Raw genomic sequence first — 15,765 nt, forward strand, 5'->3', positions numbered from 1 at the left:
TAAGGCGGTTGAAAACACTTTTTGAGCAAGAACTCCAGTGGTCTCCGCCTGAAATATTCATTGAAGAATTTCTCAAAGTTGTTGCTGGGATATCAAAAAAGGCTCTGAACTTGTAAAACTGGCGGTTGCTGATGGCAAAGTGGTAGGCTACTGCATTGCAGCTAAGGATTTACATTCATGTGAGGGAGTTGTGCTCGATATTACTATGGACTCCGCCTATATTTGGGACATGTATGTTTTGAAAGACTTTCGTCACAAAGACGCGCGCGCTTAGCATTCACCTTCGCTTTGGCTTCTGCCCTATCTATTTTCTCGGCTCTTTCAAACAACGACTTTGGCATCCAGCGCTCTATCAGATCATATGTGTAAGTCATTCTCGGTGCTTTCTTTATACCAACGATTGCAATAGCAAAAGTTAGCTTCAACTCATCAACAGCTTTCGTGAACTCAGACTTCTTTTCCTTTCCCCAGAAACCGAGGCTTTTTCGCAAAACAGTAGTCGAAGCTGAACCGTGCGTTTCTAGAAAATTGAGTGTTTTCTCGGCGAGGTCGCTCAAGTCATCTCTTCTACAAAGCCTGTAAAGTGAAGGAAACAACTCTAATGAAACCAGTGAAACGTGTTTACGAACAAGCTTTCCATAATGAATCAACTTCTCCATAGCTGAATCGTCTGCCCACCCCCACGCCTTGTCAAACTTCTCTTGCCGATTCCCTTTCGTGGCGCGGTAAAGACTGGGAAATGGTTTGCCTTTTATGGGAAATAGCGTGACAATGCCGTATTTGTTGATGAACCCCAACGCCTCTTCTCGCGAGTTTATGACGTTTTCCGGTATCGAATCTACATCCCCCATTTTTTGTTAAAGCCATCCCAACCATATAAATTGACGTTTAGCACTACTTTTCTTTGATGGTCAACGTATGTGGGCGATTCTAAGACCAGATGCAATGGCTGTGTTAAAGGATAAGAATGCTCGTGCAAGCTTGGCTAGATACTTTGATGTCATGCAAAACGACAAAGCAGCCAAATTCATCATTGCCCGAAAACTCGCCGCCCACTTTAAAGATGACTCTACGGCAAAGCTATGGAAAATGCACAACCAACTGTTGAAGGAATTTCGTCAACTTGAGAAGAAACTCGACAGCCGCCTAACAAGCTTGGAAGAATTAGAAACGCCCCCACAATCTTTCTTGGACTTGAAAATTAAAATCGCAAACCGCATTTTAGAAAGCTGCCACTTCTGCACTAGACGATGCGGCGTGAACAGAAAGGAAGGTAAGTTGGGCTACTGCAAGTGCGGCACCCAAATCATAGTCTCCACGATGTTTGAGCACATGGGCGAAGAACCAGAACTCGTACCCTCTGGAACCATATTTACCCTTGGCTGCACGATGCGTTGCCGCCATTGCCAAAACTGGACAATATCCCAGTGGATGGAACCGGGAGAAATCTACACCCCTGAACGTCTCGCAAGAGTGGTGGGGCATCTGCGTAATAATGGTTGCAGAAACGCCAACTTAGTGGGCGGTGACCCAACGCCGTGGCTTGCTCAATGGCTTGAAACTTTCAAACATGTTAAGGTCAATGTGCCGGTTGTCTGGAACTCCAACTCTTATTACAGTGAAGAAACAGCCAAACTCCTAGCAGGATTTGCAGATGTTTATCTTCTCGACTTCAAGTATGGAACTAACGAGTGTGCCAAACACATATCTAATGCCCCACACTATTTGGAAGCTTGCACTCGCAATCATAAGTATGGAAAGGAACACGGCGAACTCCTCATCCGACTCCTGGTTTTACCCGGCCACCTAGACTGTTGCCTCAGTAAAATTTTAAGATGGATAATCAAAAGCCTTGGATCCACAACACGAACAAATGTTATGTTTCAATATAGACCTGAATGGCGTGCGCATGAAATTCCTGAGCTACGAAGAGGCTTAACAGAAGCTGAAAGGAAAAAAGCCGTCCAACTTGCTAGGAAGGCAGGGTTAACTAATTTTATAACTTGACGTGTTTTCATGGACAATTAACCAAAAGCTATTTCACTTTGAATTAGTCTTCTATGCCAAAGGAAGAAAAGCAGATGCCCTATTGCCCAGAATGCGGCGGCGAAATGCAATACATTTCCATGACAAAACGCTATGCGTGCAAGAGCTGTGGGCTCTCAGTTACTCATCAGGAGCTGATTGAGCTTAGACAGCAATTGCGACCAAGGTTCCAGTCGGATAGCGAAGAGCGCAAAAAAGCGCATAAAGAGTACTTGAAATGGTGGCTCGGTAAGAAGAAATAAAAACAAAGGTATGCGTAGCGCTTAATCTTTAGTCTAGACAATTGACTTTTATTTTCTTACTGTAATTATAGCTTCCACACACCCCTGAATTACGGAGTGAAGCTAAGAAAATGGCTACATATGTAGAAATTGTCTCCATAGGAAATGAACTATTAATTGGAAAAACACTAAACACAAACGCTCAATGGTTGGCGAAAAGAATAACATCACTCGGACTTTCTGTCAGTCGAATAACTGTTATTGCTGATGAGGTCAAAACAATCGCGGAAACTTTGAGAGAAGCAGTTCGTCGAAATCCGAATTTTATAATCACAACTGGGGGTTTAGGACCTACATTTGACGATAAGACACAAGAAGGGATCGCTGAAGCCTTTTGCTCTCAACTCGAAATAAACGAGAAAGCGTTGGAGATGGTTAAGGGAAAATATGGCGAGTATGCAGAGGAGATGGGCCACGAAACGTTCGAGTTGACCCCGGCAAGAGTTAAAATGGCGAAAATCCCCAAAATGGCAGAGCCTCTACCAAATCCTATGGGCACTGCGCCAGCAATAGCCATTAGAAACAACAGTGTTACTGTTTTTGCGTTGCCTGGAGTTCCCTCGGAAATGAGGGCCATTTTTGAAAACTCCCTTTTGCCTATTCTTGAAGATGCGGCAGGTAACCTGACGTTTTTTGAAACAAGCCTATACGTCGCAGGGGTTATGGAGTCAGAGATGGCACCATTAATAGATCACGTTATGCACGATAATCCTTACATTTACATCAAGTCTCATCCCATGGGTGCCGAGAAAAAGCCAAAAATAGAGTTGCATCTCTCTACTCAGGCAAAAGACGCTGAGACAGCAAAGAAGCGAGTTGACAGAGCGTTAATACAGCTTTTAGAAATAATTAAAGCAAAAAGTGGAAAATCCACAATCGCTAAGACAAAAAAATTTTGATGCTTTGCTAGATAGAAAAGACTTTTGTTTCTCAAGTACCATTTTCTGTTTGGTTGCGATGAGGGAGCAGGCTAGACTCTGACTCAAAGATGATTGCAGATCCGGGTTCCTGAAGCAACCATCTCCAAAAGAAAGGAAATAAGTAGGAACTTAGCTTCTAAGCTGATTATGTGTAGGTGCATTCTGTGTTCGTTGTGTTTGTTATAGGCACGGCAGGGTCAGGCAAAAGTCTTCTTACCTCAGCTTTCTCGGAATGGTTAAACATGGCAAAACAAGACGTAGCAATCATAAACTTAGACCCAGGTGTGGTGGTATTACCATACACTCCTGACCTGGACGTAAGAGACTACGTGAATATGGCAAGTTTAATGGAAGAATACCGTTTAGGACCAAATGGAGCTTTGATTTTAGCTGCTGACCTCATTGCAGAGAAAATGGAAACGTTGAGTAGAGAGACTGAAGAGCTTAACGCAGATTTGGTTTTAGTTGACACTCCGGGGCAGATGGAGCTTTTTGCTTTCAGAGCTAGTGGACAATACATTGCAGAAGAACTAACTAAAGAACCAAAAGCCATAGTCTATCTTTTCGATCCGGCGTTTTCGCTTAGCCCTATAAACTATGTTTCAAACCTCTTCCTCTCAGCTGCAGTTTACAACCGTTTCCTAATGCCCCAAGTTCACGTGCTGTCAAAAACTGACCTTCTACCGCAAGAAAAAGTTGACAGCATCGTAGATTGGTCCTCGAATCCAAAGATGCTAGAAATGAACATTGAAGAGAAATTAAAAGGTACTCAGCGTCTGTTAAGTCGTGACATAATGCACGCGATTTACAGGTTGGGGCTTCGCTTTCCTTTGATTCCTGTTTCAGCAAAAACCAATGATGGAATGACAAACTTAAACGCAATGTTGGAACGCATCTTCGCTGGTGGGGACAAATTTACCCACTAGGGACATTGTGGTTGTTTAGGATGCTCAACGCCGCCGCTAGAGCACCGTACTCAGCTTTCTCCAAAGTATCTGCACTGCCAATAATAATGGCGTCATCCTCTTCAGGTTCTAACGAGCCCATGAGCTTTCTATAAATATCCGGAAAATCTTCAGCAACTCCACGGTACTCTGGAGGAACCATCAGTTTACCACCTTTAAAGACAAGAGTTGTCGCTCCTTTCGCACCCATCAAAAGAGCAGCGTCTCGTTGTTTCATCCCAAGCTTAACCTTGCTACCGCATCCTTTAACTAATACGGCAACGTTGAACGCTGCAAGTGTCAACCCGCTTCTATCCAAGAAAACTTTTCGAGGAAAGATTGCGCACAAAGCGTTCCACAACTTTTCACCCTTTTTTGAGAAAATGCAACCCGTCCGATCTACCTTGATTAGGCCATAATTTTTCAACCGTTGAATTAATGTTCGTGTTGCCCCTTCTCCTAAAACTAGCTCTTTTGAAAGCTTATTTCTGCCAATAGGTCTTTTCGAAATCAGCTCAAGCGCTTTGACAACATGAACTACCGAAAAGGAATGCCTAGGACCAGGCGCCTTCTCGCTGGTTAGCTCTTTCAAAAGGCGTTTCAAACATGTAGCCTCCTTGCAGTAAGTTACTTATAGGGTTAATTTCTATTTTTCTCAAAACTTGACGTATGGAAGACAACAAAAACTTAAAGAATATCAAGTTTGGCTTTAATTGTGAAACCAACGGGCCCGTAGCTCAGCAAGGATAGCGCGCCAAGCGTCCAAAGCACCGGGCTTTTAACCCGGGGGTCTCGGGTTCAATTCCCGACGGGCTCGCCACCATCCATATACGTGCTCTACAACAGATATTGTTAACCTCGACATATTTTCCATATGAAACATGATAGATAGACAAAGTTGTGAAGAATAACGATGGAGAAAATCGTTGAGAAAAAAGAAGAAAACAGCAGAGCCGTTTTCAGAAAATTATACGATTTTTCATGCCTTAGTTGACGTGATGAAAGAAAAAGAAGGAAAAAAACCAACATCTCTGCTTCACCGTCTGAACCTTCGCAAATAAACTTCATAATGCCTACGAAATAGTTCTCCTTTTCATATTTACTGCTTTTTAGTTATCAAAGATATGAAAAAGAACTACAAAAATGATTTTGGTTGATCATTACTAAGAGGAGGTTAGGAGGGATAGGAAACCTTCCTCTCAGCTCTTTAACGCCTTCTCCTTTCTCCTATGTGGGCGTTCAAGCAATCGTATATGGTCCAAGGTAATAAATGGGTTACTACGCAGATGGTAATATATCTTAACCGAATTATCTCGAAGTTTCGAGCATTTCAACGACGGAACTTCGCTTTTACGATGCTTCAACAGTGTTTTTATTGATGAAGTATGTTTGAGAATATGGCTGTCTCCGCGGTACAGTTCCTTATCATCATGTTTTGGGCAGTAATCGTTTTCATGGTGATTTGGGGTGCTTTGTGGCTACGCTCGCTGCGACATGTCAAGAAAGAATGATAAAGTTTGCACCACTCTAAGAACCTGAAGGACTTTTCTTTTAAATGGGTGCCCAGATTAAGCTTCCATGCCTTAATGTAAAATTCTCCCTTTCTGGGCGATTTCTTCAAGAGACAAGTTACTGTTTCCTCTTTTAGATACTAACTTTACTATGAAGTAATAATATAATGGTTTTTGCATCGAGGGCTGGAGGACACATTGCCTTTCACTCAAAGGAAATGGTCTTTCGCCACAATAGCACTATCTATGATTTCCACGTTAAAGGTGAAGGTGAGAGAGAGAACATGTCTTCGGCAGCGAACGATCCTTTCAATTGCTGATTCAAGAGATTGAGAATAGTTACAATGGAGTTGAGGAGGCGATAGAACGAGTTGTCATAACCATCAGAAATACTTACGGGTATTCTTCTCTAACCTTTCTTCTGTCCGACTGAGCTAAACTTTGTACATATAAAAATTATCCATAAGTGAAAAGTGAAGACTGTAACGGTTTATTTATACAAATGCTCAGATGGTGCTGTTTACCCAAGAGCCAATATGGGAAAAAGGAGCGTACAATTGTCTCCAACAGGTGCTTAGTTGTTGTGGACAAAAAATTGAGGCCAAATGCATCGAGTTCGCCTATGAAAAATTTAAGTAGAAGCCTTTTTTCTTTTAGGAATAGGTGCCCTGGTAGTATAGTCCGGTCTAGTATAGGCGGCTGTCGCCCGCCCGACCCGGGTTCAAGTCCCGGCCAGGGCGCCAAAACCCCTTGTATTGAAAGACCTATGGGTTTTGGTAAAAATTTGCTTAGGATGTACACGTAAGCCATATATTGTCGAAATAGATATTCCGTCTGCGGCGATCAGTATGGCTAAAATAACTGAAACATTGAAGTCTAATTATGATAAACTAATGACGAAGGCTAAAGAGTTAACAATTCTTCAAACAATCGAGTCCGTCGTCCATTGGGACATGGAGACAAAGATGCCTCCGAAAGCTATCAATCTGCGAAGTCAGCAACTAGCCATGCTCAGTCAAATCGAACACAGAATGAGCACGGACCCTAAAATCGAAACATTACTATCAAGAATTGAAAAACATCAAGACTATGAAAGCTTAAACGAGTTGCAGAAAAGAAACGTGTATCTAATCAGGAAGTTCTACGATGAACAGACTAGACTTCCAGAAGAACTTGTAGTAGAGACTGCAAAACAACAAGCTATCACCATTGATGTTTGGAAGAAAGCAAAAGCCGCTAAAGACTTCTCCATGTTTAAGCCTGAACTTGAGAAGCTTCTTGAGCTAAGAAAGAAAGCCGCATCAATCCTTATGCAAGTAAAAGCTACCAAAACACCTTACGATGCCCTCATAGATATATTTGAGCCTAGGATGACCGCTGGGATGATTGCCCAAGTTTTTGGAGAGCTGAGAAAAGGACTAGTCTCCATTTTGAATAGATGTTTAAGTGCACCGAAGCAACCCGACACGTCATTCCTAAAGCGCAGAGTTCCTTTGGATGTTCAATGCAAGATTTCTAACGAACTCGTCAGGTTCATTGGGTATGATGTGGAGTCTCCAAAAGCCGGAGGTAGAATAGATGAGACCGAGCACCCCTTTACTACAGGTTATTACGATGACGTGCGGATTACAACTCACTATTATGAAGATAATATAGCACCCTCTCTGTTTTCTGTATTACACGAGGGCGGTCACGCTATTTACGAACAGAACCTGAAGCCAGAATGGATTTATCAGCCAGTAGGTACTGGTTGTTCTCTAGGATTCCACGAGTCGCAGTCACGGTTCGTGGAAAACATAGTTGGACGATCACGCGAATTCTGGATCTACTTTTTCCCAAAACTTAAAGAACTCACAGGTAACACTTTTTCCGATGTAGCTTTGGACGATTTCGTTCGAGCTATAAACCGAGTTAGACCTTCAAAGATTCGTGTTGAGGCAGACGAAGTTACTTACTGTCTTCATGTAATTATCCGTTTTGAGATTGAACGTGAATTGATAGCAGACAAAATCACTGTAGCTGACCTTCCTGAGGTTTGGAACCAAAAATACAAAGAGTATCTAGGACTGGATATCGAAAACGACTCCGAAGGCGTCATGCAAGACATACACTGGGCCAGTGGCTACTTCGGCTATTTCCCAACCTACGCGCTAGGCAACATATACAGTGGACAACTTCTCGTCATGTTGGAAAAAGCCATGCCCAACTGGAGAGGCCAAATTGCAAAAGGCAACTTTCACGACGTTAAAAAGTGGCTAACAGAGAACGTTCACTACTACGGAAACCTTTACGACCCAACAGTCCTCATCAAAAAAATCACTAGTGAACAAATAAACGTCAAACCCTACTTCGAATATCTAAACAAGAAATACTCATGGATCTACGAATACTAGGTAAAAAGGAACAAACCACAGTATAACACGTTAGGAACCTATTTGCAGCCAAACAAACACTAGAGAAATCTAGAAGCGACATACACCGCTCAGAATAATCCTTACTGACCACCAATCAAGACCAAAGTAAATAGCCCTGTCTAAGCACAGAACGCACGTGCAATAGTGGTTAAATACCTGTTCTTGCATAAAAAACTTGAAGAACCTCAGAAAAAGAAGCAGGGTGTAGCACATCATGAAAATCGACGAAGACCATTTCAAAAAGATGTTTCCAAACCTCACAAGAGAAGTGGATGCGGGTAAACAGAAGGTTGCAATTGACTCTGTACGCTCTGACCGAAAAGCCGCTGAAAAAACAGCATCAGCACAGAAAAACCTTTCCAACTACAACCCAGACGTAATCGATTTCCTCCGCCGATGCGACACCAAACAACAAGCAAGAGAAATAATCATCTACATGGAAAACTGCGGCAAAATATCTCGCAATTACGCCAAAAAATTGCGGCAACAACTCCGAAAGAAAGGCGTTCGAAGCTTCGGACCTAAAAAAGAAGAAGGATACTACTTTAAAGTAAGTAAACAATAGTTCTTTCTCAAAAATAAACAAAACCATTGTGAAAAACCATTTTCCTTAAGAAGCTAAAACGCGTAGACTGGCAAAAAGTAGTGGCTAGCTGCGCGCGCCAAGAGGATAATTCAATCAAGAAGAGACATTAAAATTCGTTTTTCATCAAACCTGGAACGAATCATTGGTGCAAATCTTACCAAACGCATAAACTGCTACGTAGACTTGATAAAAGATTAACAGATTTTCTAAAGACTAAATAAAGGAAAGTAAATAAGGATAATCTGCAATAAATATGGAAGGCTAATCCAAGAGGCATCCAACTTGAAAAAAGCAACGCTGTTCCTACTAATATTCATCCTCCCAATTGCCTCAATTACCTTACTCGCTCCGCATAACACGTATGCAACTTCGCCTCCACAAATCCAAGTCGACAAGATAGACCACATAGTAGAACCTATCTATGGAGGGTATCTCCTCATCAACGACACAGTAAAAATATCTCCAGTAACTGGAAATGCCACGGTAGAAAACTTCTCGATAGGATTCCCACTAGAATACAGAGCAAACCTTCGTTATTCTATGGCTTACAATGCCACAAACTTCGATGATCGGTTAGATGTAACCTTAAACACAGGTTTGGGAGTAATAGGCTATTACGGTGTAACTATAGCTTTTCCCAATAAAGTGCGCGACCTGCTTTACAATGGACAACCTTACACTTTTACAATAGTATTCGTATTTTCAAATCTCATTGATTCCTCAACAAAAGTCGTGAATGCAACCACGAAATATGTATTCACAGCCGATTTTCCTGTATATCCAAGTCTTGCTCAAAATGCTTCAACATGCAATGTCAACGTCATCTTGCCTAAAAACACAAAATACGAGCCCAACAACTTTCCTTTCAACTCTACTGAAGACGATGAACGTTACTATTTGAATTACACAAAAACCCCACTTCCAGAACTTACACGGATGTCCACAAAGGTCAGTTTTACCTCTGAAAATAAAGACAGTTTTGCTTGTTTTTCAGTAAAGAAACTAAGTCAAGAAATAACGATAGATACGAACGGACATATTTCATCTTCTGAACTGCTTTTAATAAAAAGCAAAACTGCCTTCACTGTTGACAGCATAACATTACAGCTTCCCAGCGATGCTAGTAACGTCGCTGCTTTCGACGAACTAGGAAAGAAATTAGATTTCAATGAAGAAGAGAAAAGAGTTTCCCTTAATTTGGTGGAAAATCAGTCGAGAAGCCTTAAACTGACTTACAATCTTTCTGGGGACCGTCTCGTTCAGCAAGATTCGCAAAGTTACATGTTGACACTTGGCCTTTCTGAAAACTTGCAAATGATGCCGAGCACTTTTACTTTGAAGATTATTTCCCCTGAGGGCGCTGTGATTCAATCCTTTCCACAGCAAACATTTAGCATCCACAAGGATGTTTTTCAAGAAACACTTTCGCTCTCCTTCTCTAACATCACGTGGATGCAAAATGACCAGTTGAGTTTCACCTACAGCTACACGATTTTTTGGGCATCCTTCCGACCGACTCTTTGGACAACTGCATTAGTTGTAATTGGTTCCATAGTCGCTCTTGCTTGGCGGAGACCTAGAGCTCCAGTGCCCATTTCAATAATTTTGGTTCCGCGCAAAACGTTGAACGATTTTATTGAGACTTATGAAGAGAAGAAAAAAGTTCTTTCTGGACTTGAACAAGCAAAGCAGAAAGCACGGAAAGGAAAAATTTCTAGGCGGCGATACAAAGTAAGAAAAACTACTTTGGAGAATCGGCTTTCTTCGCTTTCTAGAAGGTTAACAGGCTTACAGCAGAAAATTATGAGTGGCGGAGCGAAATATGCTGATATCATGAGGGGGCTTGAAGTTGCGGAAACAGAGCTTGATAATATCGAGGCAGATATTAGGCGAATTGAAGTTCGATTTAAGCGTGGAGAGGTTTCTGCTCAAACTTATCGGCGACTCATTGAAGACGATTTGCGAAGGCGAGAGAAAGCAAGAATAACAATAGATGGGCTTCTTTTAAGGCTTAAGGAATAGTAATATTCAACAATATTACTTCCCCAAACACTTTTATGTATAAATTACCTTTTGATTCAGTTCCTAAAATCAAGAGGTAGACAAGTAATGGTTGAAGTGAAAGTAGATTTGGAGAAATGTGATGGATGTGGCACCTGCGTTGACACCTGTCCTGTCGAAGTGTTCGAAATAAAAGATGACAAATCTGTACCTGTTAAGCAGGAGGAGTGCTTGGTCTGCCAAGCCTGCGAAGTGCAATGTCCAACCAGTGCAATACAAGTCATAGAATAAAAGTTAGGAGTCTAAACTCCAAAATGCTGACTGTACTTCCTTTATTTCTTCTATAATTTTTTCTGCTTGTTTCTCGGCCCTTGAACTTGTTGGTGGGGTCTCAATTTTTGTTGGATATGAAAAACCAGCCATCATTGAAATTGTTGACACTACGAGTTTCCCTAGTTGTCTGAGGGAATAACCACCTTCTAGCACGGCGACAAATCTGTCTTCGCAAAAAGTTGACGCATAACTAAGGATTTTCTCAAAAATTAAGGTATAAGTAGCAGCGGAAAGGCTTAGCTTAGCAACAGGGTCGCCATAGTAGCCATCATAGCCAACAGATGCCAAAATAAACTGAGGCTCATATTGTCGTATAATGGGAATTACTATATCGTCTATTGCCGCCAAGTACGCTTTGTCACCAGTCCTGAAGGGAAAAGGAATATTAACGTTATAACCCAGTCCTTCACTTTCTCCAATTTCATCTACAAATCCAGTCCCAGGAAAATCTCGGGGGTCTTCATGTAAACTTATGTAAAGAACTTTGTCTGTATTGTAAAAGATTTCTTGTGTCCCATTCCCGTGATGAGCGTCTATGTCCAGAATTAGAACCCGTTCGAAATTGAACCTTTCAACCAAGTGTGCTGCAGCCACAGCTACGTTGTTGAACACGCAAAAACCCGCAGCGTAATATGATCCTGCATGATGCCCAGGAGGGCGAACCAAGGCAAAGGCGTTCTTAACATTTTTGCTCAAAACGAAGTTTACAGCTTTTATTGCTCCTCCAACAGCGTAGCGTGCTACTTCAAAACTTTCTGGGGAAACTACAGTGTCGCCGAGGTCAAGTAGGCTTCCCCCGTGTTCGCAGATGCGTTTCACTAGTTGAATATGTTCTGGGATGTGGACGAGTTCCAAATCTTCTATGCGTGCCAGATCGGGTTCGACCAATTTGCATTCGTTTGCCTTAGAAAATAGATTTATTTTTCCCATTTCGTTCATTATTACTTCGAGCCGTTTCGAAGTTTCGGGATGATCTGGCCCGGTGTTGTGCTCATAATATTTAGGCGTAAAGATTATAGCCGTTTTAGCCATCTTTTATTCCAGCATTTTGCAAGTTTTTAAGAAAGTTTCTTCTACGTATTTTCGCAGAGTTAAACCTTCCTTTTTCGCAAGTTTTCTCATCGCTTGATTTACGCCTGTTGTATATTGGATGGCTTTTTTGGTTTTTTCAGTAATGATTTTGGGAATTCCAAGCTTTTTAGCTGTCCGTCTCAGAATCTTTTTACGTAGAATGTCTTTTGATGAAGCAATCTTAAAGTCTGCGGGAAGGCTTAAGGCAAGTTGAATTACCTCCCAGTCAATGAAGGGCATCCTTAATTCTACGTTATGAAAGGAGCACACTTTGTTGTCTCTTTCGAGATTTGACTCATGGAGTGAAACTACGTCTTGATAGAGCTTTCCTTGCAAGCCAACTAAACCGTGTCTGGCATAGTTTTCAAGGTAGCGGTGATATCCACCGAAAAGCTCGTCTCCTCCTTGCCCAGCCATTAAGACGTTGAAGCCAAGTTTGGCTGATTGTTCAGCAACCCAAAAAATAGGTGCCGCGATACTAGCGTTTACTGGGTTGGGTTCTTCAATTAGCCATAGAACTTTTGGCAAGATTTCTTTTACATCGTTTATAGAATATGTGAAAATGTGAAGTGGGATGCCTAAAGCTGTTGCAGCACGCTGCGCAAAAGCAGTTTCCTTCTGTCTCTCTAACGCCACATAGACTAAATGGACATCAACATGACATAGTTTGGTCAAAAAAGCGACTATACTGCTGTCGATGCCTCCAGAAAAAGCCACTGCAACCTCTTTAACGTTTGAAATGCGCTCTTTTGTTGATTGAAACAAGATTTGTTTGAGCTGTTGAGCAGCAGTTTCCATGTCTGATTTTTGTGAAGGCGGTTGAGTTATGATTTTAGCGATTTCAAAACGGAAACCTTTCTCATTGATTACAGCCAATTTTCCAGGTGGAAACGAATTAGCCTTCGTTATGCCTATTTTCCATAGGGCTTTGCGTTCCGAAGCTACGGCACAAATGTTTTCGTTTTCACCGAAATAAAGTGGACATGCTCCAACCGCATCCCGCCCTACTACGATTTCGCCATCTCTTGCTATCGCAAAAACGTAGTCGCCATTAAGGCTTCGAATAAGGTACACCCCTTTGTTTTCAATATCCTCGAGCTTTCCAAGCAAATAGTCTACTTCACTTTTCGAAGGAGCAGGAAACAAGCGACCATCAAAAGCAAAAGTGAAATCTCGGTTTTGGACCGGTTGAGCTTTATCTTTGGACAAGATTTTGGCAAAATTATGACCTACTAAAATGTTCGAGTTCATGTCTTCTTTCCGTAGCTCTTCCACAGTGTTTTTTATCACTACTTTGTGGGGCGAAGCAACCCCAAAGGCATCGGAACCTCGGTGCATTAGCACCTCAAGCATTGTAACAACTACATCAGAGATGTTTGCGCCTTTTTTGTCTACAGCAGCAATCAAAGCACCCATTCATTTTTTCTCCACTTTAAAGGTAGGGGCAAATGGTAAAAAGTTAATCTTTAAAGCAGTATTGCATTAACATGTTTAGGGGGTAGATGAATGCCAATTCTCCCTATAGATACGATGCGCTATGGAACCAAAGAAATGAGAGAGATTTTTGAAGAAGAAAGCAAGCTTAAGCGAATGTTAGATGTTGAAGCTGCTCTTGCATGGGCACATGCCGAAGTTGGGAATGTCCCGCAAAAAGACGCAGAAATAATTATGAAGAAAGCATCAACACGATATGTTAAGCTGAAACGGGTCAAAGCTATCGAGAGCGAGATTAAACATGACGTTGCTTCAATTGTCAGGGCATTAGCTGAGCAATGTGGCTCAAGCGGTGCCTATGTTCATCTAGGTGCAACAAGCTATGACATCGTTGACACCGCAAACGCTCTTCTGCTAAAAGACGCTGTGAAGTTTATCGAACAGAAATTGGACAGCTTGGAGCAGATTTTGATGAAAAAAGCCAGCAAGTTTAAGAGAACAATTATGATTGGGAGGACACATGGTCAACACGCCTTACCAACAACTTTAGGCTTTAAATTCGCAGTTTGGATGCGAGAAAACGCTAGAAACATCCAGCGATTGGGGCAATGCCGTGAGCGTTTGCTCGTTGGAAAAATGACGGGTGCCGTGGGAACTCAAGCAGGTTTGGGTCGACATGCCATGGAGATTCAGAAACTTGTGATGAAGAAAATGGGCATAAAACACGCTGACATTTCCACGCAGATTGTGCAGCGTGATCGCCATGGCGAATTTATTTGTCTCTTAGCTTTAATTGCTTCTTCATTAGACAACATAGCTACAGAAATTCGGGAACTGCAACGACCGGAAATTGCGGAGTTATTCGAGGCTTTTGAATATGAGAAACAGGTTGGGAGCTCTGCAATGTCGCATAAACGTAACCCAGAAACTTGTGAAACGGTTTGTGGATTGGCGAAAGTTTTGAGAGGCTTAGTTTCGCCTTCACTTGAAAACGTTGTAACCTGGCATGAACGGGATTTGACACAGTCTTCAGCTGAACGCTTCGTGATCCCGGAAGCTTGCATTCTAGTTGATCACATGTTGTTCCTAATAATCAATGTTCTAGACAACCTGCGAGTTGACATAGAACGAATGAGGCGGAATTTGAAGATTACACAGGGACGGGCAATGTCTGAGGCTGTCATGACAGCGCTTGTAAAGAAGGGAATGAACCGCCAAGAAGCCCATGAACTTCTAAGAAAGCTGACAATCAAGAGCGAATTAGAAAGTCGTCACTTCAAAGAAGCCTTAGCTGAGAGCGGAAAAATACGGAAGTTCTTAACAGAAACAGAGATTAGTGACGCTCTTAACCCGCAGAAATATTTAGGCACTGCCATCGAGCAAGTAGAGCTAGTTATAAAGAAAACACAAAAAAGAAGAAAAGCAAGAGCACGAACGTGATTTACTTTCCAAATCTACGTTTACGCCGTTGATAAGTTCTCACTGCCCGCAATAAATCAATTCTCCGAAAATCCGGCCAAAACATATCTAGAAAACACAGCTCGCTGTAGGCACTTTGCCACAGCAAAAACCCACTTAGCCGCTCCTCTCCGCTAGTCCTAATAATTAAGTCCGGATCAGGCCTTGGCATGTAAGCTGTATACAAGAATTTCTCAAATGTGCCTTCGTTGATCTTCTCCACTAGTAACTCTCCTTGCTTAACCTTCTCGGCGATTTTCTTGGCGGCATCCACTATCTCAGCTCGTCCTCCATAAGCCAAGGCTATGGTCAAGAACTGTTTATCGTACGCTTGTGTGGCCTTCTCTACTTCCCGAATTAACTCTTGCAGCTTTTTCGGCAGGAGTTCAGCTCGTCCAATAACTTTTACTCGAACCTCATTCTTATGAATGCGTTCATCAGCCAAGATCTCCCGTAACTTTTCCTCAGTAAGACGTAGAATCTCCTCAACCTCTCGTGGCTCCCGTGCAAAATTCTCAGTCGAAAATGAATACAAAGTCACACATCTTACACCTAGATCCAAACACCAATCAAGCAACTGGCTAACTCGTTCAGCTCCGTGTTTGTGACCCATCCACGATTTGAGCAGCTGCTCAGAGGCCCAACGTCTATTGCCGTCTAAAATAATGGCAATGTGCTCTGGCATCTTGCCGCCTTTAACTTGGTGCCAGAGCCACCGTTCGTAAATTCTGTAGGCACCAATTGCCGAAAGTATTCCTTTTAGCAT

The 15,765-nt window shown here is 42.2% G+C and carries 15 protein-coding genes and 2 tRNA genes; 12 read left to right on the plus strand and 5 right to left on the minus strand.

What is annotated here, in order from left to right:
- Positions 1-203: 203 nt before the first annotated feature.
- Positions 204-851 (minus strand): winged helix DNA-binding domain-containing protein, encoded by a 648-nt coding sequence (locus NWE91_07265; GenBank protein ID MCW3986187.1) that lies wholly within the window; start codon positions 849-851, stop codon positions 204-206.
- A 67-nt stretch (positions 852-918) separates the two neighbouring features.
- Between NWE91_07265 and NWE91_07270 the strand changes: the two genes are divergently transcribed.
- From NWE91_07270 to NWE91_07285, 4 genes are all read left to right on the plus strand, one after another.
- Complete coding sequence (locus NWE91_07270) at positions 919-2,007, plus strand: radical SAM protein (protein MCW3986188.1); 1,089 nt, start codon at positions 919-921, stop codon at positions 2,005-2,007.
- Positions 2,008-2,060: 53 nt separating this feature from the next.
- Positions 2,061-2,288: a hypothetical protein gene (locus tag NWE91_07275; protein ID MCW3986189.1), complete on the plus strand. Its 228-nt coding sequence runs from the start codon at positions 2,061-2,063 to the stop codon at positions 2,286-2,288.
- Positions 2,289-2,398: 110 nt separating this feature from the next.
- Positions 2,399-3,226: a nicotinamide mononucleotide deamidase-related protein gene (locus NWE91_07280; protein ID MCW3986190.1), complete on the plus strand. Its 828-nt coding sequence runs from the start codon at positions 2,399-2,401 to the stop codon at positions 3,224-3,226.
- Between the two features lie 185 nt (positions 3,227-3,411).
- Complete coding sequence (locus NWE91_07285) at positions 3,412-4,173, plus strand: ATP/GTP-binding protein (GenBank protein MCW3986191.1); 762 nt, start codon at positions 3,412-3,414, stop codon at positions 4,171-4,173.
- On the opposite strand, the gene NWE91_07290 is transcribed toward NWE91_07285, so the two are convergent.
- Complete coding sequence (locus NWE91_07290; protein ID MCW3986192.1) at positions 4,163-4,795, minus strand: hypothetical protein; 633 nt, start codon at positions 4,793-4,795, stop codon at positions 4,163-4,165. The two genes, NWE91_07285 and NWE91_07290, sit on opposite strands and share 11 nt — an antisense overlap.
- A gap of 122 nt (positions 4,796-4,917) precedes the next feature.
- On the opposite strand from NWE91_07290, the gene NWE91_07295 reads away from it, so the two are divergent.
- The 7 genes from NWE91_07295 (at position 4,918) to NWE91_07325 (ending at position 10,994) form a co-directional block, all read left to right on the plus strand.
- Positions 4,918-5,011 (plus strand) — tRNA-Lys (locus NWE91_07295).
- Positions 5,012-5,117: 106 nt separating this feature from the next.
- On the plus strand, positions 5,118-5,252 hold the full coding sequence (locus tag NWE91_07300) for a hypothetical protein (GenBank protein ID MCW3986193.1): 135 nt from the start codon (positions 5,118-5,120) through the stop codon (positions 5,250-5,252).
- Positions 5,253-6,367: 1,115 nt separating this feature from the next.
- Positions 6,368-6,445: transfer RNA gene (locus NWE91_07305), tRNA-Asp, on the plus strand.
- 105 nt (positions 6,446-6,550) lie between these two features.
- Positions 6,551-8,095 (plus strand): carboxypeptidase M32, encoded by a 1,545-nt coding sequence (locus tag NWE91_07310; GenBank protein MCW3986194.1) that lies wholly within the window; start codon positions 6,551-6,553, stop codon positions 8,093-8,095.
- A 235-nt stretch (positions 8,096-8,330) separates the two neighbouring features.
- Positions 8,331-8,681, plus strand: coding sequence for a DUF2095 domain-containing protein (locus NWE91_07315; protein MCW3986195.1), 351 nt, complete (start codon positions 8,331-8,333; stop codon positions 8,679-8,681).
- Between the two features lie 303 nt (positions 8,682-8,984).
- Positions 8,985-10,724 (plus strand): hypothetical protein, encoded by a 1,740-nt coding sequence (locus tag NWE91_07320; protein ID MCW3986196.1) that lies wholly within the window; start codon positions 8,985-8,987, stop codon positions 10,722-10,724.
- 87 nt (positions 10,725-10,811) lie between these two features.
- Positions 10,812-10,994, plus strand: a complete 183-nt coding sequence (locus NWE91_07325) for a 4Fe-4S binding protein (protein MCW3986197.1) — start codon at positions 10,812-10,814, stop codon at positions 10,992-10,994.
- Between the two features lie 3 nt (positions 10,995-10,997).
- Here NWE91_07325 and NWE91_07330 read toward each other — a convergent pair whose 3' ends face one another.
- Positions 10,998-12,068: a histone deacetylase gene (locus NWE91_07330; GenBank protein MCW3986198.1), complete on the minus strand. Its 1,071-nt coding sequence runs from the start codon at positions 12,066-12,068 to the stop codon at positions 10,998-11,000.
- A gap of 3 nt (positions 12,069-12,071) precedes the next feature.
- Positions 12,072-13,523: an asparagine synthetase B gene (locus tag NWE91_07335; GenBank protein ID MCW3986199.1), complete on the minus strand. Its 1,452-nt coding sequence runs from the start codon at positions 13,521-13,523 to the stop codon at positions 12,072-12,074.
- A 90-nt stretch (positions 13,524-13,613) separates the two neighbouring features.
- On the opposite strand from NWE91_07335, the gene purB reads away from it, so the two are divergent.
- Positions 13,614-14,981 carry an adenylosuccinate lyase gene (purB, locus tag NWE91_07340; GenBank protein MCW3986200.1) on the plus strand — a complete coding sequence of 456 codons (1,368 nt, stop codon included), beginning with the start codon at positions 13,614-13,616 and terminating at the stop codon, positions 14,979-14,981.
- Between the two features lies 1 nt (position 14,982).
- On the opposite strand, the gene uppS is transcribed toward purB, so the two are convergent.
- Complete coding sequence (uppS, locus tag NWE91_07345; protein MCW3986201.1) at positions 14,983-15,765, minus strand: polyprenyl diphosphate synthase; 783 nt, start codon at positions 15,763-15,765, stop codon at positions 14,983-14,985.

Source organism: Candidatus Bathyarchaeota archaeon, assembly GCA_026014805.1.
Taxonomy (GTDB): Archaea; Thermoproteota; Bathyarchaeia; order Bathyarchaeales; family SOJC01; genus JAGLZW01.